We start from the raw sequence: 22,305 nt of genomic DNA on the forward strand, positions 1-22,305 counted from the left end.
TAATGCAACATTGAACAACCCTCCCTGACCGGTCATACGCCCGAGCGATGACTGTGCAGCCGACGCTTCCCTGCGTTCAGCCTCAAGCCTTGTTCGTCACCAGCCCCGGAAGCGCATGCACCAGGGCATTGATGGCGAAACCGATGAACATGACCCCGCACAAGCGGGTGATCGCCAGTTCATGACGCTGATACAACGTGCGCACCTGACGCGCACCGACGATGCCAATGAGAATAGCGTAGGCCAAAAGGCCACCAATGAAGCTCAACATGATCAACCAGGGCAACATGGACCAATGCAGCAACTCTGCTCGACTGGACAACAGCGCAGTAAAGGTCGCCACCGCCACCGGATAAGCCTTGGGATTGGTCAGGCCGAACAGGATGCCGTGCCAGAACGGCTGCCGCGCCGGCCCCTGAGGCGCCTCGGCACTGGCGCGACGAGCGCGAACCGCGCGCAGGCCCAGCCAGAACAAGTAAAGCCCGCTGAGCACACCCAGCACATCGAAGGCAGTGCTGCCGATTTCCCGCGCACCGACAATCGCAATCAGTGCAGTGCTGCACCAGACCACGTCGCCCAGCAAATGCCCGCACAGAAACCCCGCCCCGGCCCGCCGTCCGCGTGCCGCGCCGATGCCGAACACCGCCAACACACCGGGCCCCGGCGTAATGCCATAAATGAAGCCCGAGGCGAGAACGGCCATTAGCAGCGATGGAGTCATGGAAATTCCTGAGGACGCCGGGTGAAGGGGCGCAATTCTATCTCAGGACGCCGAACATCGACTCACTGATCGTCGAAGAACTTCATCCCCGCATAGGGTCGCTGCCGACAAGCCGCCAGCCGCGACGCCAGAGACCCGACATGCGCCTCGAGCTTGTGCCCGTCCGGGTCGAGAAAATAGAACGACGCACCTTCGCTGCGGTTATCCCGCCATTCCCGCACGTTGGCGGATCGCAGGCGTTCGACGAACGGCAGGAAGTCCACAGCTTCGAGGCTGAAGGCGTAATGGGTGTAGTCGGCGGCCGGCGCGGACTCGCGCAGTGGATCGAGAGAAAGGCACAGCCACAGACCGGGTAGCGAGAGATAGGCGCCGGTGTCCCAAGTGGCTTCAAGCTGAAGTTGCAGCAGATCGCGATAGAACGCCACGCTGCGGTTCAGGTCAGTGACGGCGAGGGTCAGGTGGTTGAGGCCGGTCAGCATGGATCCAGTAACCTTGAGTCGCTCTGGGTGGTTGCAAACGGAGAGTACAACTGAAACGCCCTTAAGCGTAGAACCACCAGGGCTTTGTTGGCTGTGAATCAGTCTTCGCGGGCAAGCCCGCTCCCACATTGACCGCGTCAGGCACAGGATCTGTGTCCGACGCCAAACCTTGTGGGAGCGAGCCTGCTCGCGATGGAATACGGCCCAGCACTGCACGTTTCAGAACTTGTCGAGCGTGCGCAGCTTCTGCGGCAACCCCCACAGCAACAATGCAGCGGCAATCAGTGCGGCGACGCCGATGACGTACAGCGCCGGGGTGGTGCTGCCGGTCAGGTCTTTGATCCGCCCGACCATGACCGGGCTGACGATCCCACCGAACTGGCCAAGGGTATTGATCACCGCGATCCCGCCAGCGGCGCCTGCCCCGGCACCGGCCAGGAGTTTCGGTGGCAGGGTCCAGAAGCTCGGGATGGACGCGATGATCCCCGCACCGAGCAAGCCCAGGGCAACAATCAGGAAAGTCGTGTGGTTGGCGAAAATTCCTGCGCAGAAGAAACCCACCGCGCCTGCCGCCACCAGACCTGCGACAAACTTGCGCCGCTCACCGGTGGCGTCGGATAACCGCCCGATCACCACCATGCTGATGGCGCCGCAGATGTAGGGAATGGCGGTCAGCAAGCCGATCATCACCGGGCTCTCGGTGCCGGCACTGCGGATCAGTTGCGGCGCCCAGAAATTCAAGCCGTAGGATGCCACCTGAATCAGAAAGTAGATCAGCCCCAGCATCAGGAAACCCGGAATCCGGAGTGCGGCCAGCAAGGAGCCGCCGCTCTTGTGGGGTTCGTGGTGTGCGATACGGCTGGCGAGCAGTGTCTTCTCCGACGGGGTCAACCAATGGGCATCTTCGATGCGGTCCTTGAGCACGGTCAGCACCAACAAGCCAAGGCCGATGCAAGGAACGCCACCGAGCAGAAACAGCCAATGCCAGCCGCGCATATCGAGGAAGCCATCAAGGTGTTGCAGCACCAACCCGGAGAACGGTGCGCCAACCAGCCCGGCAAATGCCGACGCGAGAAACAGCATCGAGGTGATGCGCCCGCGATAGTGCTGCGGGAACCACAGCGTCAGGTAATACAGCACGCCCGGCGCAAAACCCGCCTCCATCGCACCGATCACGAAACGCAGGGCGTAGAACTGCCATTCGCTGTTGACGAAGACCATGGCCGCCGTCGCGAGCCCCCACGACATCATGATCCGGGCGATCCAGCGCCGGGCACCCACCTTGTAAAGCATCATGTTGCTCGGCACTTCAAAGATCACATAACCGACTACAAACAGCCCGGCGCCGAGGCCGTAAGCGGTATCGCTCAGGCTCAGGTCGGCCTGCAACTGGAACTTGGCGAAGCTGATGTTGATGCGGTCGAAAAATGCGAACAGATAGCAGACCATGATCAGCGGCATCAGTCGCCAGGCGACTTTGCGGACCAGGGCTTTTTCGGCGTCGTGACTAACGGACGGGCTCACGCCCGCCTCCAGAACATTGAGGCTCATCGTGGTTTCTCCAGGCAGACGTCCCGTGGGCGTCCGATTGTTTTTGTTGTCTGGTTCGTTGCGGCTTTTTCAGGAGTTTGTTCGGTGGGTTCAGGACGGTGTCGGGTGCAGGTCGCAGTTACGTCCGGCCTTGGCGAGCTGCCCGGGCACTTCATGGCCCAGCAATGCAGGTAAGCCTCGCGACAATCGCAGCAACAACGGCAAGTCGATGCCGGTGTGAATGCCGACTTCATCGCACAGATTGACCAAATCTTCGGTGCAGATATTGCCCGAGGCACCCGGTGCAAACGGGCAACCGCCAAGGCCTCCGAGGGCTGCGTCAAAGCGCCCGGCTCCGGCCTCGTAAGCTGCCAGGACGTTGCACAGACCGAGGCCGCGCGTGTTGTGGAAATGCAGGGTCAGATCAGCCGGTGAAACCCGTTGCAACACCCGTCGCACCAAGCGATCGACCTGGCGTGGATTGGCCATGCCGGTGGTGTCGGCCAGGGTAATCCCCGTAATGCCGAGCTCCTGATAAGCCTCAACAATTTGCAGCACGCGGTCCTCATCGATCTTGCCTTCGAACGGGCAACCGAAAGTCGTGGCGATGCTGCCGTTGAGCCGCACCGGCGTGCCGCGAACGAACTCGACGATCTCGCCGAACGCAGCCAATGACGCCTCGCAGCGCATCCGCATGTTCGCCAGGTTGTGGGTCTGGCTGGCGGACATCACCAGGTTCAGCTCGTCGGCCCCCGAGTCCAGTGCTCGTTGTGCGCCTTTGAGGTTAGGGATCAACGCGACATAGATCACGCCCGGCTGTCGGGCGATGCCCTTGAACACTTGCTCGCCATCGCGCAGGGCCGGAATCGCCTTGGGAGAAACGAACGAGCCGGCTTCGATGCGGCTGAACCCCGCCAGCGACAACTGATCGATCAGCGCAATCTTGTCGGCGGTTTCGACCCAGGTCGGCTCGATCTGCAAGCCGTCACGCGGGGAGACCTCCTGAACGATCAGGGTCTGGGAATAATCAGTGATCATTGCACCACCCCTTCAGCTTTCAACCGTTCGATGTCCTGGTCAGTCAGGCCCAGCCCCGCGAGGATGCCGTCGGTGTGCTGACCCAGGCTCGGCCCCGACCAGTTCACGCCACCAGGGGTCTCGGACATTTTCGGTACGATGCCCGGCATCTTCACCGAGGCACCGCCGGGCAGTTCGGCGTTGAGCAGCATGCCCCGCGCCTGATAGTGAGGATCGGCAACGATGTCGGCCACCGAATAGATGCGCCCGGCCGGGACTTCAGCAGCTTCCAGAGCCGCCAACACCTCATCAATCGGCAGGCTGCTGGTCCAGTGGGTAATGGCTGCGTCGAGCACATTACTTTTGGCGGCGCGGCCATCGTTATGCGCAAACTCCCGCGCTTCGGCCAGGTCGGCCCGGCCAATCACCGCCATCAGACGCTTGTAGATCGGGTCGCTGTTGCCGGCGATCACCACGTAGGCACCGTCGGCAGTCAGGTAAGTATTGGACGGCGCAATACCCGGCAACGCCCCGCCACTGCGCTCACGCACATGACCGAGCATGTCGTATTCCGGCACCAGGCTTTCCATGACGTTGAACACGCTTTCGGCCAACGACACATCGACCACTTGCCCGCCGCCCTGCCCGGTCTTGACCCGCAGCAGCGACATCAAGGCACCGATGACCGCGTGCAGCGAAGCCAGGGAATCACCGAGGCTGACCCCCACTCGGGCCGGCGGCGAACCGGGAGTACCGGTGGTATAGCGAATCCCGCCCATCGCCTCGCCGATCGCCCCGAAACCCGGACGATCACGGTACGGGCCGGTCTGGCCGTAACCGGAAATGCGCACCAGCGTCAGGTTGGGATTGAGGGCATGCAACACGTCCCAGCCCAGGCCGAGCTTCTCCAGGGCGCCGGGGCGCAGGTTTTCGATCAGCACATCGGCGTCGCTCGCCAGTTGCTTGACCAGTTCGATGCCTTCAGGGGATTTCAGATTCAGCGCCAGGGACTTCTTGTTTCGCGATTGCAGGTACCACCACAACGAAGTGCCTTCGTGCAGCTTGCGCCATTTACGCAGGGGATCGCCCTGGCCCATGGCTTCGATCTTGATCACTTCGGCGCCGAACTCGGCCAGCATGCGCGCAGCAAACGGCGCGGCGATCAGCGTGCCGATCTCGATCACTTTGATTGCACTCAAGGGGGCAGTCATCGCGGGGGTACCTCTTGTTCTTGGAATATGCGCCAAGGCTAGAGGACCGAGTGGCATGGAATCCAACCTTCTGTTGGCAACGACCGTTCGCGAAACGCGAATGCCTGGCTGGAGATTACCGCGACCTCAAGTCAGGCTTGCCCGGGAAGAGGCCCGTCCATGCAATCGAAAACTGTCAGGCCTGGCCGCGCAAATGCTCAAACAACATCCGGCTCACCGGCGACAGCGCCACTTCATCGCGCACCACCAGAATCAACGCACGATCCGACCAGTCATCCGTCAGCGGCACCGCGTGCAACCCCAGCGCCCGGCCAAACAGTTCGTAGGCCTTTAGCGGCAGGATGCCGATGCCCATGTTGGCCTGGACCATCCGGCACATGGCGTCGAACCCCGGCACATGAATCCGCAACCTCAGCACCTTGCCGGCCTTGCGCGCGGCCGCATGTGTGCGCATGTTGATGGAACTGGCCGAATGCAGACCGACGTAATCGCTGTCCAGCGTGTCGGCAAAAGCCAAGGCCGAACGACTCGCCAGCGGATGATCGGCCGGCATCAGGACGACCAGTTTGTCCTGACGATAAACAACACTGTGCAGCCCCTTGACGTCGCTGTCGCTGGAGCAGATCCCGAGGTCCGCCACGCCATCGAGCACGCCTTGGATCACCCCGCTGCTGGGGCGCTCTTCGAGGTCGGTCTTGACCTGCGGATGGCGCGCGGAAAAGTCCCGCAGGTCTTCGGGCAGGAATTGAATGATCGCCGACAGGTTGGCGAGCATCCGCACATAACCGCGTACACCGTGGCTGTGTTCGCCCAGTTCGAGGCCCATTTTCTCGACGTTAAACAGCATCTGCCGGGCATGGTGCAGCAGGGTTTCACCGGCCGGTGTCAGCGTCATGCCCTTGGCCTGGCGCACGAACAGGCTGATGCCCAGCGCCTCCTCCAGCTCCATCAACCGCTTGCTGGCCGCCGACACCGCGATCGCTTCGCGGGCGGCGGCGCGGGTCAAGGTGCCCTCTTCGTGGACGGCCACAAACAGCTGGAGAGTGATCAGGTCGAGGCGGCGGATCAGGCTTTTTTGCAGCATGGCAGGGCTCGATGATTTCGGTTCGACTGAGTCGGCAGGATAGCCCGGATTAGATTCGTGTCCGCCATCCAATTACCCACAGCACTCCGGGGCATCGCCCTACAACTAATTCTCTTACAACTCTCAGTACTACCGGAAACAGCCGATTCAAAGCCCATCGGGACTCTCTGTAAAGTCTGGCAACACACACAAACTGCAACAAACCCACGGATAGATTCACTCAAGGAATGTCACTCACACATGAGCCAGATACCGTACACGGCGCACACTTTCACCAACTACCGCAAACTCGTTTCATTGGCCGATCATGATTGGGAGACCGCCGAAACCGGAAAAATCGCGGGGCTCAACGTTGAGATAAAAAGTGCCAACCGCATGCTCGATCAGTACGGGAGAGCGTTTCATCATTTCTGTACGACGTCATACCTGGGTCTGGATCACCATCCCGATATTCTCGACGGTGCCATGACCACGCTGTGGGAAACCGGCACACTTCGCATCGCCAATTCCAGGAGCCGCTGCAAGCTGGCGATTCTGGACCAATACGAAACCGAACTGTCCGAGTTGTTCGGCACCAGTTGCCTGAGCACTCTGTCGTGCAGCGCGGCGAGTGCCGGGATCCTGCCGCTGCTGGCCAGCGGCGTATTCACGGAAAATCGCCCTCCGGTGATGGCTTTCGACCGGTTGGCGCATTACTCGATGAATCACCTCAAAGCCGCCTGTGCCGATGAAACGAAGGTCGTGACGTGCCCGCATAACGACATGGACTTCCTCGAGACGCTGTGTCAACGACACACCAGGGTCGCGTATGTCGCCGACGGCGCCTACAGCATGGGCGGGGTTGCGGACATGGACAGCCTTTTGTATCTGAAGGACCGCTATGGGCTGTTTCTCTATCTGGACGATTCCCACGCGCTTTCCTCTGTAGGAACATTCGGCGTCGGTCTTGTGCGTCCCAGGCTGCATACCCTGGATGATGACTGCCTCATCGTCGCCTCGCTGGCCAAGTCGTTCGGCGCCAGCGGCGGTCTGGTGATGCTGGGCAGTGAACGGCAGAAGAAGCTCATTGCGCGTTACGGCGGCCCCAACAACTGGTCGCAAAGCCTGAACAGTGCAGCCATTGGCGCGGGCCGGGCATCCATCCAGCTACACCACACCCTGGAATTCGCCGCGCTGCAGGAAAAACTTCAGGTTAATATCCGCCTCTTTGACAGCCTCATACGAACCGCACAACACAACAGCAACATGGCGATTCGACTGGTCAATTGCGGTGAGGCATCGCTGGCCAACAACATCGCCATTGAACTGGCCAATCACGGATTCTTCACCTCGGCAGTCTTTTTCCCGGTGGTTGCACAAGGCAAGGCAGCCATCAGAATCACCCTGCGCGCCGACATGGGGACGACGCTGATCCGCCATTTCTGTGGACTCATCACCGAGCTTTTACGTGCTCACGGCCGGGACATCGGCGGCTGAAAAAACAGGGAAGATTAAATGAAGAGCAGCACCACCCTCCTGATCACCTGCTGTACGGTTTTTCTCGCCCAATTGGGCATGAGCATTTATCTGTCGGCGCTGCCGGATATTGCCCGGGATCTGTCCGCAGATGCTTCACAGGTTTCATGGGGGTTGGCGGTGTATCTGATCGGCATGGCGCTGCCGATGCTGTTCTGGGGCAGCCTGGGCCAGCGCATTGGCCGCAAGCCGGTATTGCTCGCGGCGCTCGGCCTCTATGGGCTGGGCAACCTGGCCCTGCCTCTGGGCCAGACACTTGAATCGTTCCTGGTTTTTCGCCTGATTCAGGGGATTGGCGCCAGCGGGATTTCAGTCATGGCCCGGGTGCTGATCCGCGACAGTTTTCGCGGCGATCTGCTGGCCAAGGCGTTGTCCTGGATATCGATTTCCTTTGTGGTGGCGCTGGGTATCGGTCAATACCTGGGGTCGATCATCCAGGTGACACTGGGCTGGTCAGCGATTTTCTACTTATTGGGTGGTGTGAGCCTGTTGATGGCGCTGGTGGTGGCGCGGGTCACGTTCCCGATGCTGGCAGAAGAGAACACACCATCATCGGCCTGGACGAGCTACGGGTACATTCTGCGTCATCGGGCCTTCCTGTTACCGGCCCTCGCCGGTGGCTTGGGGTATGGGGTGATTGTCGCGTTCAACACCGCTGCACCGCTGATTCTGCAAGGCGCCTTCAACTGGTCGGCAGTGGAATACGGCTTGTTGGGCTGGCCCATCAGCGCGGCGTACTTTCTCGGGGCCGTGGCGGTCAATCGCTTCGTACTGCAAACCGGTCAGCAATGGCTGATGACGGCGGGCGTCGGGCTGATACTGGCCGGCAGCGCAGTCATGTTGCTGGGTAGCCTCGCAGGCACGTCTATCGCGCTGCTGTTCTGGTTGCCCTATTGTTTTTCAGTATTCGGCCAATCGCTGATTTACCCGATCAGCTTGTCCCTGGCCAACCACGGTTCGCCGGTCGGCGGTGCTTATGCGATGGCGTTGAGCGGTTTCATTCATCAACTGATGGCCGCCGTTATCGGCGGTATCGCCAGCCTGATAGCCAGCCAGCAGGCATGGCCGTTGTCGCTGTTATGCACCTTGCTGGCCTTGGGCGCGTTGCTTTGCGTAGCGCTCGCGCCCGGCCGTCGAACCGCTTAGAACGCGCTGCGGAAAATCTCCTCGATCTGCCGCTGATCCGCCGCCCGAGGGTTGGTCAGTCCACAGGCGTCTTTCAGGGCATTGCCGGCAAGGACCGGGATGTCATTGAGCCTGGCACCAAGCTCACGCAAACCGGCGGGAATGTCCACATCCCTGGCCAGGCTGCGAATCGCCGCGATCGCCGCCTGCGCGCCCTCTTCCGGACTGAGCCCGCGAATGTCGGCCCCCATCGCGTGGGCAATATCGGTCAGGCGAGGGGCGCAAACCAGTGCGTTGAAACTCTGCACATGAGGCAGCAGCACCGCGTTGCACACGCCATGGGGCAGGTCGTAGAACCCGCCTAACTGATGGGCCATCGCGTGAACGTAACCAAGGGACGCATTGTTGAACGCCATGCCCGCCATAAATTGCGCGTAGGCCATGTTTTCCCGCGCGATCATGTCACTGCCGTCCTGCACGGCCTGGCGCAGGTTGTCGCTGATCAATGTGATGGCTTTCAGCGCACAGGCATCGGTGATCGGGTTGGCTGCCGTGGAGACGTAGGCTTCGACGGCATGGGTCAATGCGTCCATGCCGGTGGCGGCGGTCAGGCCCTTGGGCATGGCGACCATCAGTTCCGGGTCGTTGACTGACAGCAGCGGCGTAACGTTGCGGTCGACGATGGCCATTTTTACGTGGCGCGATTCATCCGTGATGATGCAAAAACGGGTCATCTCGCTGGCAGTGCCGGCGGTAGTGTTGATCGCGATCAACGGTAGCTGGGGTTTGGCCGACCGATCGACACCTTCGTAGTCACGGATCGTCCCACCGTTTGTGGCGCACAAGGCGATGCCCTTGGCGCAGTCGTGAGGCGAACCGCCGCCCAGAGACACCACGAAATCACAGCGACTTTCCTTGAGCAGGCCCAAGCCGTGCTCGACGTTGGCGATGCTCGGATTCGGCTTGGCGCCGTCGAAGATCACCGAGTCGATGTCCTGCAACGCCAGTTTCTCGGCAATCCTCGATGCCACGCCAGCCTTGGCCAGCCCGGCGTCAGTGACTATCAGCGCCTTGCGAAAACCATACTTGCCAATGGCGTCCATGGCTTCGTCGAGGCAACCGGTGCCCATGATGTTCACGGCGGGGATGAAAAACGTACTGCTCATGCGCGAGTCTCCTGGCTGAAACCAAATCGGCAATGCCGATTCGGCGGGTGCGCACAGGGTCGACCGATCAGTCACGCGGTATGTTGATCTGGCTCAACGCCCGGGCGTGATAAAGTCGCCGTCCATCAGACCTTTTGCTTCGAGACGACAAACGCAATGACCGATTTCCAGGATGTCGATGCCCAACTTGAAGACTGGAACGCCTTGCGCACCACCGCCTCGTTCGGCGGCCTGCTGGTGGGTAACGGCGCCAGCCGCGCCGTGTGGGACGACTTCGGCTACGACTCGCTGTTCGAAAATGCCCGCACCGTCGAAGAAAAACCGCTGAGCCAGTCCGAGCTGAGCGTGTTCGACGCGATGCAGACGCGCAGTTTTGAACAAGTGCTTGGGGCGCTGAAGACCACCAGCCGGGTCAACAAGGCCCTGGCCGTCAGCTCCGCAGCACCGCGCAATCGCTACTACGCGATCAAGGAAGCGCTGATCAACACCGTGCACGCGGTGCATATCCCGTGGCGGCTGGTGAAGCCTTCGACGCTGGCGACGATCAATCAGGAACTGGGCAGCTATCGGACGGTGTTCACCACCAACTACGACTTGCTCAGCTATTGGGCGATCCAGCATCGGCCGGACGTCGTGACCGACCTGTTCCAGGGTGCCGAACCCGGCTTCGATCTGAGCGCCAGCGCCACCGACAAACCGCGTTTGCTGTACCTGCACGGCGGCTTGCATCTGGTGCGCAATCAGGACGGCACCGCGCGCAAGTTGATGTCGACCGAGGGAACGTTGCTCGGCAATTTCGCGATCAACAATACGATCAAGACCCTCGACGACGTGCCGCTGTTCGTCAACGAAGGCCCGGCGCAAGACAAACTCAAGACCATTCGCAGTTCGGATTACCTGTCGTTCTGCTACGACCAGTTACTCGGCCACGGTGACGGGTTGTGCATCTTCGGGCATGCCCTTGGCGAGCAGGACAGTCACATCGCTCATGCGTTGCGCCAGGCAAAGCCGAAAGTCGTAGCGATCTCGATTTACCCGCGCAGCAAGGCGTTCATCCAGCATCAGAAGCGGCATTACGCGAAGGCGTTCGAGGGGACGGGTGTGGCGTTGCGTTTTTTTGATTCGAAGACGCATGCGCTCGGTAATCCTGAGCTGACCGTGCCGGTCGAGGTCTGACCTGTGGCGAGGGGGCTTGCCCCCTCGCCACAAAGGCCCGATAACCTCATTCCTCGCTGCTATGCACCACCACCAACAACTGCGCCTGCACCTCGCCCACTGACCTGAGGCGATGCGGTTTCTGCGCATTAAAGTGCAGCGCATCTCCACGATTGAGCAGCACCCGCTCGTTCATGAAGTCCACTTCCACCTGCCCTTCATGGACGAACAGAAACTCTTCCCCCAGGTGTTCCTTGAAGGTTTTGTCGGTGAACTCGGTCGGCGGGTAAATGATGAACGGCAACAGGCTGCGCTCACTGACCTGATGGGCCAGTACCGCATAACCCGGGCTCTGGTCGTTGGCGGCCAGGGACTGGCGTTCGTCGCTGCGCACCAGGCTGTAGCTGTCGAGGCTGACGTTGTCTTCGGAAAACAATTCCTCGACCTTCACGTTCAGCGCCCTGGCCAGTTTCAGCGCAGCGGCGATCGAGGGGGTATTCAACCCGCGCTCGACTTTCGACAGATAGCTCTTGGTCATGCCGGATTTTTCGGCCAAGGCCTCCAGCGTCACGCCGAGTTTTTTTCTCAGTAATTTCAAACGGATAGACATGTAGAACGGTTAATCCATCAAGGAGGCAACGATTTGTCCTTGCCAATGACACAAAGTGTCATATAGCCTCTTTAGTGTCATTTGCATGCCCCACCCAAAGGACACCGATATGGCCAAGACATTAGCACTACCCAAAGAGCAACTGGTCAAGCAAGCGCTGACACAGATGCAAAACACCCTGGCGGATAATACGTGGACCGACCGGCAAAAGCTGGCCCTGACCTGCCGCATTCTGTTCGAAAACGGCCACGACTCCGGCCTGGCCGGGCAAATCACCGCTCGCGGCCCGCAGCCGGGTACCTATTACACCCAGCAACTGGGCCTGGGTTTCGACGAGATCACTTCAGGCAATCTGTTGCTGGTCAACGAAGACCTGGAAGTGCTTGAAGGCCATGGCATGCCCAACCCGGCCAACCGCTTCCATAGCTGGGTGTACCGCGCCCGGCCGGACGTGAACTGCATCATTCACACGCACCCGACTCACGTCGCGGCGCTGTCGATGCTGGAAGTACCGCTGCAGATTTCCCACATGGACCTCTGCCCGCTCTACGACGACTGCGCGTTTCTCGAAGGCTGGCCGGGGGTGCCCGTGGGCAATGAAGAAGGCGAACTGATTGCCGGGGCCTTGGGCGACAAGCGGGCGATCCTGCTTTCCCACCATGGCCAGTTGTCCACCGGCGCGACCATCGAAGAGGCCTGTGTCATTGCGCAACTGATCGAACGTGCAGCGAAGTTGCAGTTGCTGGCCATGGCCGCCGGTGCAATCAAACCGATTCTTCCCGAGCTGGGCCGTGAAGCCCACGACTGGATATCCAAGCCCAAGCGCCACGCCGCCGCGTTCAACTACTACGCCCGGCAGAATCTGCGCCAACACGCCGATTGCCTGAACTGACCCCACGCATTCCTGACAGGAGAGACGCTATGTCGACCGCAAACATTCACGGCATCATCGGCTACACCATCACCCCGTTCACCGCCCAGGGCGAAGGCGTTGATCTCGACGCGCTCGGGCGTTCCATCGACCGCCTGATCGATAGCGGTGTCCACGCCATCGCCCCATTGGGCAGCACCGGCGAAGGCGCTTACCTGAGCGACGCGGAATGGGATCAAGTCAGCGAATTCAGCATCCGCCACGTCGCCAAACGCGTCCCGACCATCGTCAGCGTGTCCGACCTGACCACCGCCAAAGCCGTGCGCCGCGCGCGTTTTGCCGAGGCCCACGGCGCCGACGTGGTGATGGTGCTGCCGGCGTCGTACTGGAAACTCAGCGAGGCGGAAATCCTTGCCCACTACCGCGCCATCGGCGAGAACATCGGCGTGCCGATCATGCTCTACAACAACCCGGCCACCAGCGGCACCGACATGTCGGTGGAGTTGATCCTGCGGATTTTCAACGCGGTCGACAATGTCACCATGGTCAAGGAGAGCACCGGCGACATTCAGCGCATGCACAAACTGCAACTGCTGGGCGAAGGCCGGGTGCCGTTCTATAACGGCTGCAATCCCTTGGCGCTGGAAGCGTTTGCGGCCGGCGCCAAAGGCTGGTGCACAGCGGCGCCGAACCTTATCCCGCAGCTCAATCTCGACTTGTACGAAGCGGTATTGGCCAATGATCTGAGCAAGGCTCGCGAACTGTTCTACCGCCAGTTGCCGTTGCTGGACTTCATCCTCAAGGGCGGTCTGCCGGCGACCATCAAGGCTGGTTTGCGCCTGACCGGGCTGGAAGCGGGCGACCCGCGGTTGCCGGTGTTTGCACTCGGCGAGACTGGCCACAGTCAGTTGCAGGGTTTGTTGAACGCGTTGCGCTGATCGTCGGGAACACACAAAACAACAGTGGGAGCGAGCCTGCAGGCTCGCTTCCACATTGGGTATGCGGTGTGTTTAGAACACCGGCAAGGTCTTGTCCTTGATCACCGTGGTCGGGCCGTTGGCCTTGACGCTGGCGATGCCTTTTTCCCTCGCGGCATCGGATGAATAAGACTCGCTGCTGCCGATGATTTGATGGTTGGCGGCCTTGAGGTTGAAGTAAGGATGGCCATCCTTGGTGGCTTTTTTCTCGTAGCGTTCGTCCAGCGGGCTATTGGCCTGGACCGAGGCGATTCCGCTATCGACCGCACCGCGCGTGGTGTACAGCTCACTGACCAGAATGGTTTCGGCGTTGGCCGCTTTCAACACAAACTTGAACTGACCATTGCTGGTTTTGCTCACTTCGTACCATCCAGACATGCTTGTTCTCCTTGGCGATTGAGAGGTTTCGCGCTTCAGAGTAAAGACCAAGCCAGGTTTTCTGTCGCCTGTATCGGCCTCTTCGCGGGCAAGTCGGATCGATACAAAAACCGCCCTACTTCACCACCGCCCGCACCACCGACAACTCAGGTGCCTGCACCCGGCGCTGGCTCAAATAGCGCATGCAGCTGACCCGCAAGAACGAGGCGAAATTCACCACCTCGCCGCGGTAGTCCATCACCTCTTCATACAGTTTGGCGATCAACTGATTGGTGGTCATGCCGTCGACCTCGGCGATTTCGCTGAGGATATCCCAGAACTGATTCTCCAGCCGCAGGGTGGTGACCACCCCGCAGATGCGCAGCGAGCGGGAGCGCGACTCGTAGAGAATCGGATCAGCCTTGACGTAGAGCTCGCACATGGACAGGTCCCTCGTTACAGCGTGATTTTGGTGCCCAGCAACCCGAGAAAACCGGCCAGCCAGCTCGGGTGCGCCGGCCAGGCCGGGGCTGTGGCCAGATTGCCTTGAACGTGGCCTTCCGTCACCGGGATATCGATGTACGTGCCGCCAGCCAGGCGCACTTCCGGGGCACAGGCCGGGTAGGCGCTGCACTCGCGACCTTCAAGAATACCGGCGGCGGCCAGCAATTGCGCACCGTGACATACGGCGGCGATCGGTTTGCCAGCCTTGTCGAACGCTTGCACCAGCGCCAGGACTTTTTCGTTCAGGCGCAGGTACTCCGGCGCACGACCGCCCGGGATCAGCAGCGCGTCGTAGTCCGCCGCATCGACCTTGGTGAAATCAAAGTTCAGGGCAAACAGGTGACCGGGTTTTTCGCTGTAGGTCTGGTCGCCTTCGAAGTCATGGATCGCCGTGCGCACGGTCTGACCGGCGGTTTTGTCCGGGCAAACGGCATGCACCGTGTGGCCGACCATCAGCAGCGCCTGGAAGGGCACCATCACTTCATAGTCTTCGACGTAATCGCCGACCAGCATCAGAATTTTTTTAGCAGCCATGGGGAGGACTCCTCTGGAAAATGCGTGGGCCTGCAGGAGTATTCAAGGTAGTCCTTATCCGGCGGGTCGGGTAATAACCGACTACTACGAACGATATGAACTGGATTGGCTTTTTGTGGCGAGGGAGCTTGCTCCCGCTGGGGCGCGAAGCGGCCCTACCGGCTTCGTCAATCAATCGATGGTCTCTGGTTTTGCGACTGCTGCGCAGCCGAACGGGACGGTGCGGCGATCCGACAAGCTCCCTCGCCACAGGGACCGCGCTTAACTGTACGGATAACTCTGCACCCAGCTGTAACAGCGGAAAGCCTCAGGTTTATGGCTAGATAAAGAAACTTCCCGCCACCCTGAATTCTGGTCATCCATCATGTCCTCGCGCGAAAACACCGGCATGGCCCTCGGCCTGCTCGGCGTCGTTATCTTCAGCCTGACCCTACCCTTCACACGGATCGTCGTGCAGGAACTCCATCCGCTGCTCAACGGCTTGGGCCGGGCGCTGTTCGCGGCGATTCCGGCAGCGCTGTTATTGCTGTGGCGCCGGGAAAAATGGCCCACCTGGAAACAGGTCAAAGGCCTGACACTGGTGATCGCCGGGGTCATCCTCGGCTTCCCGGTGCTGTCGGCCTGGGCCATGCAGACACTGCCCGCCTCCCACGGCGCACTGGTCAACGGTTTGCAACCGCTGTGCGTGGCGCTGTATGCCGCGTGGCTGTCCCATGAGCGCCCGTCGAAAGCCTTCTGGGCCTGCGCTGCGCTGGGCAGTGCGCTGGTGCTCGGTTATGCGCTGATCAGCGGCGCCGGCAGCATTCAGGCCGGTGACTTGCTGATGCTCGGGGCGATTGCCGTGGGCGGGTTGGGTTATGCCGAAGGCGGCCGGTTGGCCAAGGAGATGGGCGGCTGGCAGGTGATCTGCTGGGCGCTGGTGCTGTCGACGCCGCTGCTGATCGGGCCGGTGTTGTACCTGGCACTGCAACATCAGGGCGAGATTTCGGCCAGGACCTGGTGGGCCTTCGGTTATGTCTCGCTGTTTTCGCAGTTCATCGGCTTCTTTGCCTGGTACGCCGGGCTGGCCATGGGCGGCATTGCCCGGGTCAGTCAGATCCAGTTGCTGCAGATCTTCTTCACCATCGCGTTTTCGGCGTTGTTCTTCGGTGAGCACGTCGAGCCGATTACCTGGCTGTTTGCGGCCGGGGTGATCGTGACAGTGATGTTGGGGCGCAAGACCGCAGTGCGCCCGGCGCAACCGGGCACGTTACCGGCGGGGGTTCAGCTCAAGCCTTAGCGACCAGGAACCCGTCAGCCCGCAGCAGGGTTTCCAGGCAATGCTCGCTGATGTGGTAGAAGTCCTTCAGCTCCTGAATCTTCACCAACAACTGAGCCGGGTCCACCGGCTCGGCGCGTTTGACCGCCAGAATCATCTTGTTCTTGTTGGTGTGGTCCAGTGAGATGAACTCGAACACCTTGGTCTCGTAGCCGCAGGCTTCCAGGAACAACGCACGCAAACTGTCGGTGACCATTTCCGCCTGCTGGCCCAGGTGCAGGCCGTATTGCAGCATCGGCTTGAGCAGCGCCGGGCTCTGGATCTGCAGGCGGATCTGCTTGTGGCAGCACGGCGAGCACATGATGATCGCAGCGCCGGAACGGATGCCGGTGTGAATCGCATAGTCGGTGGCGATGTCGCAGGCATGCAACGCGATCATCACATCCAGCTCGCTCGGCGCCACGCTGCGCACGTCACCGCATTTGAACACCAGCCCCGGATGCTCCAGCTTCGCCGCCGCGCTGTTGCACAGTGTGACCATGTCTTCGCGCAGCTCGACGCCGGTCACCTCACCCTCGGCTTTCAGGGTGTTGCGCAGGTAGTCATGGATCGCGAACGTCAGGTAACCCTTGCCCGAGCCGAAATCCGCCACCCGCACCGGTTTGTCCAGCGCCAGCGGCGAGGAGGTCAGCGCATGGCTGAAGACTTCGATGAACTTGTTGATCTGCTTCCACTTGCGCGACATCGCCGGGATCAGCTCATGCTGGGCGTTGGTCACGCCGAGGTCTTTGAGGAACGGCCGGTTCAGGTCGAGGAAGCGGTTCTTCTCGCGGTTGTGCTCGGCGGACGGCACTTCGCGCAATTGCTGTGGTTTGCTCTTAAACAGCGAAGATTTTCCCTTTTTGCTGTATTCGAGCTGGGCTTCGTCGGTCAGTGACAGTAAATGCGCATTTTTGAACGATGCCGGCAACAGCGCGGCAATGGTCGCCACACCTTCGGCAATCGGCAGGTTCTTGGTGATGTCGCGGGTCTTGTAGCGGTAGACGAAGGACAGGCACGGCTGATCCTTGACCGTCAGCTGCTTGATGATCAACCGCTGCAAGTCCGCTTCGCCACCAACGTACTTGGCCAGCACCAGTTTGATGAAGGCGTTGGCGTCGAGGCTGGTTTGCAGCAGGTCGATGAATTGGGCGTGGTGATCCGGCGCGAGGCTGGCGGGAGTGGCGGTGACAGACATGGAAAAACGGCCTCGGGCGGTGCGAATCGGGGAATGGCGGGTATTTTAGGGGGGATGGCCGTTCGGGACACGCAGTTATTTACCAAACGGTGCGATCCGTAGCAGCTGGCGCAGCCTGCGTTCGGCTGCGCAGCAGTCGTAAAATCAAAATACGCGGTGTATCAGATAGACCGTATCCAGGCGAATTAGCGACTGCTTCGTCCGAACGCGGCCCGAGCCGAACGCAGGCTGCGCCAGCTGCTACAAGAACGCGTCATTGCCGGGATCTGGTTTTTAGCTCAACACCACCAACCGATTCGGCAATTCATTGCGCACCTGGGTCACCGGCACGTGCACCTTGAGCAACTCGCCGCACGCCTCGATGCACGTCACAAACCCCTGCAACGTCTGCCCCTGCTTCACCTGCTGGGTAAACGTCGCCACAATCGCGTCCCAATTCTTGTTGTCCAGCCGTTTTGAAATCCCTTCATCCACCAGAATCTCCACATAGCGCTCGGCCTCGGAGACAAAAATCAGCATGCCGGTGCCGCCCACGGTGTGGTGCAGGTTCTGCTCCAGGAACTGCCGACGCGCCAGGTTCGACGCACGCCAGTGACGGACCGAGCGCGGGATCAGGCGCGTGGTGACTTTCGGAATCCGGAACACCAGGCACAACACGATGAAGCTGACCCATTGCACCAGCAACAAACTGTGCATGGTCAGCCAACCGGTCAGGTAATGCACGATACCCGGCACCACCAGCGCCAACAGGCTGGCCCAGAGCAGCGGGATATACGCATAGTCGTCGGCGCGGGCCGCAAGCACCGTCACCAGTTCGGCGTCGGTATCGCGCTCGACCCGGGCAATCGCCTCGGCGACTTTGCGTTGTTCGTGTTCAGTCAGTAATGCCATGTTTATGAATGCCTGCTCGCTATTGTTGTTGTGTTTCCTGCCGTGTCATCACCAGCCGCCCGACGAACCACCGCCGCCGAAACTGCCCCCGCCGCCACTGAAGCCCCCGCCACCGCCACCGCCGCCAAAACCTCCACCGCCGAAACCTCCCGAACGGCCCCGGCCTCCCCCGCCTCCGCTCGGCAGAATACCGAACATCTGGCCGACGAAGATCGTCAGGATAAACAGCAGCACCAGGAACACGAATACCCCCGGATGCCGCGCAACGAAATCGCTCTCCTGATTGCCACGCGGCTCATACACCGTCGACGGCTCGTTCAGCGGATTGCCCCCCAGCACCACCAGCATCGCCGAAACGCCATCGCTGATGCCCTTGCTGAAATTGCCGGCCTTGAATGCCGGCGTGATCACCTGATTGATGATCACCGAACTCTGCGCATCGGTCAGGCGATCTTCCAGGCCATAACCGACTTCGATCCGCAATTTTCGCTCGGCACGCGCGACAATCAGCAGCGCGCCGTTGTTCTTGTCCTTCTGGCCAATGCCCCAGTAGCGTCCCAGTTGATAACCGAAATCCGCGATGTCGGCGCCCTGCAGGTCCGGCAACGTGACCACCACCAACTGCTCGCCGGTGGATTTCTCGTGGGCATTAAGCTGCTGAACCAGCTGCTCGCGGACCGCTGGCTCGATCATTTGGGCGTTGTCCACCACCCGTCCGGTCAGTTCCGGAAACTTCAACCCGGCCTGGGCCGACAGGGCAAAGACCCAGAGCAACAGCATCAGGCCCACTTTCATCACGCGCATTGGCAACCTCATCCTTGGTGGCACTTCAAACCCCGGTCCGGCGCCTACTGGAACTTCACTTCAGGCGCTTTCTCGGCACCGGGGCTGGTGGCCTCGAAAGTTTCGCGGATCGGCAAATCGCTGTACATCACGGTGTGCCACAAGCGACCGGGGAAGGTGCGAAGCTCGGTATTGTATTTCTGCACCGCGAGGATGAAGTCGCGACGCGCCACGGCGATGCGGTTCTCGGTGCCTTCGAGTTGTGATTGCAGCGCCAGGAAGTTCTGGTTGGCCTTGAGGTCCGGATAGCGCTCGGACACCACCATCAACCGACTCAGCGCGCCGGTCAGCTGATCCTGCGCCTGCTGGAACTGTTTGAGTTTTTCCGGATTGTCCAGCGTGCTGGCATCCACCTGAATCGACGTCGCCTTGGCCCGGGCTTCGACCACGGCGGTCAGGGTTTCTTCCTCATGCCGGGCATAACCCTTGACGGTCTCCACCAGATTGGGGATCAAGTCGGCGCGACGCTGGTACTGGTTCTGTACCTGGCCCCAGGCAGCCTTGGCCTGTTCGTCGAGGGTCGGGATCGTGTTGATGCCGCAACCCGCCAGCAGTGTGGTCAGCAACATCAAGGCTGCAACCTGCAGGCTCGACCGATAGGGGTGTCGTACATTCATCTGGTTGATGCTCCCTTGCACACTACGTTGATAAAACAACCGGCGAACTTTGACCCCGGCTCTTGGGGCATAATCTGCGCCGCTACTGGATTGCATCGAGCCAATGGGCTAAAAGATGCCCAGCGGAAAAACAGTAAGAAGTGTGCTGCATTTTTCTAAGCAACACCCAAACAACAATAGTCGCTCCCAAAATTTTGGCTGACCGGCGCGTATTCACTGCCGCTTGGGCCTTTTGAGAAGAACATTCATGAAGAAGCTGTGTTTGCTGGGCCTGTTCGTCAGCCTGGCCAGTCATACTGTATTGGCCGCCACGACGCCCGCACCGATAGAGAACAAGGACGCCTTCATCAGCCACCTGATGAAACAAATGACCCTCGATGAAAAAATCGGCCAGTTGCGCCTGATCAGCATCGGCCCGGAAATGCCTCGGGAGCTGATCCGCAAGGAAATCGCGGCCGGTAATATCGGTGGCACATTCAACTCGATCACCCGCGCCGAAAACCGTCCGATGCAGGACGCGGCCATGCGCAGCCGGTTGAAGATCCCGATGTTCTTCGCCTACGACGTGATCCACGGCCACCGGACCATTTTCCCGATCCCCCTGGCCCTGGCCTCGAGCTGGGACATGGACGCCATTGGCCGCTCCGGGCGCATCGCCGCCCAGGAAGCCGCGGCTGACAGCCTCGACATCACTTTCGCGCCGATGGTCGACATCTCCCGCGACCCACGCTGGGGCCGCACCTCCGAAGGCTTTGGTGAAGACACTTACCTGGTTTCGCGAATCGCCGGTGTGATGGTCAAGGCCTTCCAGGGCAGCGGTGCGAACGCGGCCGACAGCATCATGGCCAGCGTCAAGCATTTTGCCTTGTACGGCGCGGTCGAGGGCGGTCGCGACTACAACGTCGTCGACATGAGCCCGGTCAAGATGTACCAGGATTACCTGCCGCCGTACCGCGCCGCCATCGACGCCGGTGCCGGCGGGGTGATGGTTGCGCTGAACTCGATCAACGGCGTGCCGGCCACCGCCAACACCTGGCTGATGAACGACCTGCTGCGCAAGGAATGGGGCTTCAAGGGCCTGGCGGTCAGCGACCACGGGGCGATTTTCGAGCTGATCAAACACGGCGTCGCCCGCGACGGTCGTGAAGCGGCGAAGCTGGCGATCAAGGCCGGCATCGACATGAGCATGAACGACACGCTCTACGGCAAAGAGCTGCCGGGGCTGCTCAAATCCGGCGAGATCGAACAGAAAGACATCGACAACGCCGTGCGCGAAGTGCTCGCCGCCAAATACGACATGGGCTTGTTCAAAGACCCGTACCTGCGCATCGGCAAGGCCGAGGATGACCCGGCCGACACCTACGCCGAAAGCCGCCTGCACCGCGCCGAGGCCCGTGATGTCGCGCGCCGCAGCCTGGTGCTGCTGAAGAACCAGGGCGACACCCTGCCATTGAAGAAAACCGCAAAAATCGCCCTGGTCGGCCCACTGGCCAAGGCTCCGATCGACATGATGGGCAGCTGGGCCGCCGCTGGCCGTCCTGCGCAATCGGTCACTCTGTTCGACGGCATGACCCACGCACTCGGCGCGCAATCGACGCTGATCTACGCCCGTGGCGCGAACATCACCGACGACAAGAAAATCCTCGATTACCTGAACTTCCTCAACTTCGACGCACCGGAAGTGGTGGATGATCCGCGCCCGGCCAACGTGTTGATCGACGAAGCGGTAAAAGCCGCCAAGGATGCTGATGTGGTAGTGGCTGCGGTGGGCGAATCCCGTGGCATGTCCCACGAATCGTCGAGCCGCACCGATCTGAATATCCCGAGCAACCAGCGCGAGCTGATCAGGGCGTTGAAAGCCACCGGCAAACCGCTGGTGCTGGTATTGATGAACGGCCGTCCGCTGTCGATTCTCGAAGAGAAAGAGCAGGCTGACGCGATTCTGGAAACCTGGTTCAGCGGCACCGAAGGCGGCAACGCCATCGCTGACGTGCTGTTCGGCGACTACAACCCGTCGGGCAAACTGCCGATCACCATTCCGCGTTCGGTGGGTCAGATTCCGACCTACTACAACCACCTGAGCATTGGCCGGCCGTTCACCCCGGGCAAACCGGGCAACTACACCTCGCAGTATTTCGAAGACACCACCGGGCCGCTGTTCCCGTTCGGCTACGGCCTGAGCTACACCCAGTTCAGCCTGACCGACATGGCGCTGTCGTCGACCACGCTGAACAAGACCGGCAAGCTCGATGCCAGCGTCGTGGTGAAGAACACCGGCAAGCGTGATGGTGAAACCGTGGTGCAGTTGTACATCCAGGACGTGACCGGTTCGATGATCCGCCCGGTCAAGGAATTGAAGAACTTCCAGAAAGTGCTGCTCAAGGCCGGCGAACAGAAAGTCGTGCACTTCACCATCACCGAGGATGACCTGAAGTTCTACAACGCCCAGCTCAAGTACGCTGCGGAACCAGGCAAGTTCAACGTGGAGATCGGCCTGGACTCCCAGGACGTGACGCAGCAGAGCTTTGAGTTGCTGTAACCCCGTTTGAAAGCAAAAGATCGCAGCCTTCGGCAGCTAACCTGTGTAGGAGCTGCCGAAGGCT

At 60.6% G+C, this 22,305-nt stretch carries 22 protein-coding genes; 7 read left to right on the forward strand and 15 right to left on the reverse strand.

What is annotated here, in order from left to right; all coding sequences use genetic code 11:
* Positions 1-82 precede the first annotated feature (82 nt).
* The 6 genes from ACEN9A_RS22950 to ACEN9A_RS22975 form a co-directional block, all read right to left on the reverse strand.
* Positions 83-721: a LysE family translocator gene (locus ACEN9A_RS22950; RefSeq protein ID WP_026345683.1), complete on the reverse strand. Its 639-nt coding sequence runs from the start codon at positions 719-721 to the stop codon at positions 83-85.
* Positions 722-783: 62 nt separating this feature from the next.
* Complete coding sequence (gene fos, locus ACEN9A_RS22955) at positions 784-1,200, reverse strand: fosfomycin resistance glutathione transferase (RefSeq protein WP_258670875.1); 417 nt, start codon at positions 1,198-1,200, stop codon at positions 784-786.
* A gap of 219 nt (positions 1,201-1,419) precedes the next feature.
* Entirely contained in the window at positions 1,420-2,751 is a 1,332-nt protein-coding gene (locus ACEN9A_RS22960) for an MFS transporter (protein WP_019580877.1), read from the reverse strand.
* A gap of 90 nt (positions 2,752-2,841) precedes the next feature.
* Positions 2,842-3,768: a hydroxymethylglutaryl-CoA lyase gene (locus ACEN9A_RS22965; protein WP_258670879.1), complete on the reverse strand. Its 927-nt coding sequence runs from the start codon at positions 3,766-3,768 to the stop codon at positions 2,842-2,844.
* The gene (locus tag ACEN9A_RS22970; RefSeq protein WP_258670881.1) at positions 3,765-4,958 is read right to left on the reverse strand and encodes a CaiB/BaiF CoA transferase family protein; all 1,194 of its coding nucleotides are present in this window, start codon (positions 4,956-4,958) and stop codon (positions 3,765-3,767) included. The genes ACEN9A_RS22965 and ACEN9A_RS22970 overlap by 4 nt, the downstream gene beginning before the upstream one ends.
* A 175-nt stretch (positions 4,959-5,133) precedes the next feature.
* Positions 5,134-6,042 carry a LysR family transcriptional regulator gene (locus ACEN9A_RS22975; protein ID WP_019647935.1) on the reverse strand — a complete coding sequence of 303 codons (909 nt, stop codon included), beginning with the start codon at positions 6,040-6,042 and terminating at the stop codon, positions 5,134-5,136.
* A 240-nt stretch (positions 6,043-6,282) separates the two neighbouring features.
* Between ACEN9A_RS22975 and ACEN9A_RS22980 the strand changes: the two genes are divergently transcribed.
* A complete protein-coding gene (locus ACEN9A_RS22980; RefSeq protein ID WP_258670884.1) occupies positions 6,283-7,518 on the forward strand; it encodes an aminotransferase class I/II-fold pyridoxal phosphate-dependent enzyme in 1,236 nt (411 codons plus the stop codon).
* An 18-nt stretch (positions 7,519-7,536) separates the two neighbouring features.
* Positions 7,537-8,703 (forward strand): MFS transporter, encoded by a 1,167-nt coding sequence (locus ACEN9A_RS22985; RefSeq protein WP_258670887.1) that lies wholly within the window; start codon positions 7,537-7,539, stop codon positions 8,701-8,703.
* On the opposite strand, the gene yiaY is transcribed toward ACEN9A_RS22985, so the two are convergent.
* On the reverse strand, positions 8,700-9,848 hold the full coding sequence (gene yiaY / locus ACEN9A_RS22990; protein ID WP_019647932.1) for an L-threonine dehydrogenase: 1,149 nt from the start codon (positions 9,846-9,848) through the stop codon (positions 8,700-8,702). The genes ACEN9A_RS22985 and yiaY overlap by 4 nt on opposite strands.
* A gap of 156 nt (positions 9,849-10,004) precedes the next feature.
* Between yiaY and ACEN9A_RS22995 the strand changes: the two genes are divergently transcribed.
* Complete coding sequence (locus tag ACEN9A_RS22995; RefSeq protein ID WP_258670892.1) at positions 10,005-11,024, forward strand: DUF4917 family protein; 1,020 nt, start codon at positions 10,005-10,007, stop codon at positions 11,022-11,024.
* A gap of 46 nt (positions 11,025-11,070) precedes the next feature.
* Here the strand turns inward: ACEN9A_RS22995 and ACEN9A_RS23000 are convergent, their stop codons facing one another.
* Entirely contained in the window at positions 11,071-11,613 is a 543-nt protein-coding gene (locus tag ACEN9A_RS23000) for a helix-turn-helix domain-containing protein (protein ID WP_019647930.1), read from the reverse strand.
* A 109-nt stretch (positions 11,614-11,722) separates the two neighbouring features.
* Here ACEN9A_RS23000 and ACEN9A_RS23005 point away from each other — a divergent pair, with 109 nt between their 5' ends.
* Both ACEN9A_RS23005 and ACEN9A_RS23010 read left to right on the forward strand, forming a co-directional pair.
* On the forward strand, positions 11,723-12,505 hold the full coding sequence (locus tag ACEN9A_RS23005; protein WP_258670897.1) for an aldolase: 783 nt from the start codon (positions 11,723-11,725) through the stop codon (positions 12,503-12,505).
* A gap of 29 nt (positions 12,506-12,534) precedes the next feature.
* On the forward strand, positions 12,535-13,422 hold the full coding sequence (locus ACEN9A_RS23010) for a dihydrodipicolinate synthase family protein (protein WP_258670900.1): 888 nt from the start codon (positions 12,535-12,537) through the stop codon (positions 13,420-13,422).
* Between the two features lie 72 nt (positions 13,423-13,494).
* Here ACEN9A_RS23010 and ACEN9A_RS23015 read toward each other — a convergent pair whose 3' ends face one another.
* From ACEN9A_RS23015 to ACEN9A_RS23025, 3 genes are all read right to left on the reverse strand, one after another.
* Positions 13,495-13,839 (reverse strand): YegP family protein, encoded by a 345-nt coding sequence (locus ACEN9A_RS23015; protein WP_019580886.1) that lies wholly within the window; start codon positions 13,837-13,839, stop codon positions 13,495-13,497.
* A 115-nt stretch (positions 13,840-13,954) separates the two neighbouring features.
* Positions 13,955-14,260: a ribbon-helix-helix domain-containing protein gene (locus ACEN9A_RS23020; protein ID WP_007935755.1), complete on the reverse strand. Its 306-nt coding sequence runs from the start codon at positions 14,258-14,260 to the stop codon at positions 13,955-13,957.
* 14 nt (positions 14,261-14,274) lie between these two features.
* Positions 14,275-14,856 (reverse strand): DJ-1/PfpI family protein, encoded by a 582-nt coding sequence (locus ACEN9A_RS23025; RefSeq protein ID WP_018926842.1) that lies wholly within the window; start codon positions 14,854-14,856, stop codon positions 14,275-14,277.
* A 364-nt stretch (positions 14,857-15,220) separates the two neighbouring features.
* On the opposite strand from ACEN9A_RS23025, the gene ACEN9A_RS23030 reads away from it, so the two are divergent.
* On the forward strand, positions 15,221-16,135 hold the full coding sequence (locus tag ACEN9A_RS23030; protein ID WP_019647927.1) for a DMT family transporter: 915 nt from the start codon (positions 15,221-15,223) through the stop codon (positions 16,133-16,135).
* Here ACEN9A_RS23030 and ACEN9A_RS23035 read toward each other — a convergent pair.
* From ACEN9A_RS23035 to ACEN9A_RS23050, 4 genes are all read right to left on the reverse strand, one after another.
* The gene (locus ACEN9A_RS23035) at positions 16,125-17,351 is read right to left on the reverse strand and encodes a class I SAM-dependent methyltransferase (protein ID WP_258670903.1); all 1,227 of its coding nucleotides are present in this window, start codon (positions 17,349-17,351) and stop codon (positions 16,125-16,127) included. The genes ACEN9A_RS23030 and ACEN9A_RS23035 overlap by 11 nt on opposite strands.
* 273 nt (positions 17,352-17,624) lie before the next feature.
* Entirely contained in the window at positions 17,625-18,242 is a 618-nt protein-coding gene (locus tag ACEN9A_RS23040) for a TPM domain-containing protein (protein WP_018926845.1), read from the reverse strand.
* Positions 18,243-18,290: 48 nt separating this feature from the next.
* Positions 18,291-19,046 carry a TPM domain-containing protein gene (locus ACEN9A_RS23045; protein WP_258670905.1) on the reverse strand — a complete coding sequence of 252 codons (756 nt, stop codon included), beginning with the start codon at positions 19,044-19,046 and terminating at the stop codon, positions 18,291-18,293.
* Between the two features lie 44 nt (positions 19,047-19,090).
* A complete protein-coding gene (locus ACEN9A_RS23050) occupies positions 19,091-19,702 on the reverse strand; it encodes a LemA family protein (protein ID WP_258670907.1) in 612 nt (203 codons plus the stop codon).
* Positions 19,703-19,949: 247 nt separating this feature from the next.
* On the opposite strand from ACEN9A_RS23050, the gene bglX reads away from it, so the two are divergent.
* A complete protein-coding gene (bglX, locus tag ACEN9A_RS23055) occupies positions 19,950-22,241 on the forward strand; it encodes a beta-glucosidase BglX (RefSeq protein WP_019647924.1) in 2,292 nt (763 codons plus the stop codon).
* Positions 22,242-22,305: the final 64 nt, after the last annotated feature.

This window comes from Pseudomonas sp. Pseusp18 (genome assembly GCF_059506005.1).

Bases quoted from the DNA above. Each gene is read 5' to 3' on its own strand.
- ACEN9A_RS22950 (WP_026345683.1), bottom strand. From the start codon at position 721: ATGACTCCATCGCTGCTAATGGCCGTTCTCGCCTCGGGCTTCATTTAT.
- fos (WP_258670875.1), bottom strand. From the start codon at position 1,200: ATGCTGACCGGCCTCAACCACCTGACCCTCGCCGTCACTGACCTGAAC.
- ACEN9A_RS22960 (WP_019580877.1), bottom strand. From the start codon at position 2,751: ATGAGCCTCAATGTTCTGGAGGCGGGCGTGAGCCCGTCCGTTAGTCAC.
- ACEN9A_RS22965 (WP_258670879.1), bottom strand. From the start codon at position 3,768: ATGATCACTGATTATTCCCAGACCCTGATCGTTCAGGAGGTCTCCCCG.
- ACEN9A_RS22970 (WP_258670881.1), bottom strand. From the start codon at position 4,958: ATGACTGCCCCCTTGAGTGCAATCAAAGTGATCGAGATCGGCACGCTG.
- ACEN9A_RS22975 (WP_019647935.1), bottom strand. From the start codon at position 6,042: ATGCTGCAAAAAAGCCTGATCCGCCGCCTCGACCTGATCACTCTCCAG.
- ACEN9A_RS22980 (WP_258670884.1), top strand. From the start codon at position 6,283: ATGAGCCAGATACCGTACACGGCGCACACTTTCACCAACTACCGCAAA.
- ACEN9A_RS22985 (WP_258670887.1), top strand. From the start codon at position 7,537: ATGAAGAGCAGCACCACCCTCCTGATCACCTGCTGTACGGTTTTTCTC.
- yiaY (WP_019647932.1), bottom strand. From the start codon at position 9,848: ATGAGCAGTACGTTTTTCATCCCCGCCGTGAACATCATGGGCACCGGT.
- ACEN9A_RS22995 (WP_258670892.1), top strand. From the start codon at position 10,005: ATGACCGATTTCCAGGATGTCGATGCCCAACTTGAAGACTGGAACGCC.
- ACEN9A_RS23000 (WP_019647930.1), bottom strand. From the start codon at position 11,613: ATGTCTATCCGTTTGAAATTACTGAGAAAAAAACTCGGCGTGACGCTG.
- ACEN9A_RS23005 (WP_258670897.1), top strand. From the start codon at position 11,723: ATGGCCAAGACATTAGCACTACCCAAAGAGCAACTGGTCAAGCAAGCG.
- ACEN9A_RS23010 (WP_258670900.1), top strand. From the start codon at position 12,535: ATGTCGACCGCAAACATTCACGGCATCATCGGCTACACCATCACCCCG.
- ACEN9A_RS23015 (WP_019580886.1), bottom strand. From the start codon at position 13,839: ATGTCTGGATGGTACGAAGTGAGCAAAACCAGCAATGGTCAGTTCAAG.
- ACEN9A_RS23020 (WP_007935755.1), bottom strand. From the start codon at position 14,260: ATGTGCGAGCTCTACGTCAAGGCTGATCCGATTCTCTACGAGTCGCGC.
- ACEN9A_RS23025 (WP_018926842.1), bottom strand. From the start codon at position 14,856: ATGGCTGCTAAAAAAATTCTGATGCTGGTCGGCGATTACGTCGAAGAC.
- ACEN9A_RS23030 (WP_019647927.1), top strand. From the start codon at position 15,221: ATGTCCTCGCGCGAAAACACCGGCATGGCCCTCGGCCTGCTCGGCGTC.
- ACEN9A_RS23035 (WP_258670903.1), bottom strand. From the start codon at position 17,351: ATGTCTGTCACCGCCACTCCCGCCAGCCTCGCGCCGGATCACCACGCC.
- ACEN9A_RS23040 (WP_018926845.1), bottom strand. From the start codon at position 18,242: ATGGCATTACTGACTGAACACGAACAACGCAAAGTCGCCGAGGCGATT.
- ACEN9A_RS23045 (WP_258670905.1), bottom strand. From the start codon at position 19,046: ATGCGCGTGATGAAAGTGGGCCTGATGCTGTTGCTCTGGGTCTTTGCC.
- ACEN9A_RS23050 (WP_258670907.1), bottom strand. From the start codon at position 19,702: ATGAATGTACGACACCCCTATCGGTCGAGCCTGCAGGTTGCAGCCTTG.
- bglX (WP_019647924.1), top strand. From the start codon at position 19,950: ATGAAGAAGCTGTGTTTGCTGGGCCTGTTCGTCAGCCTGGCCAGTCAT.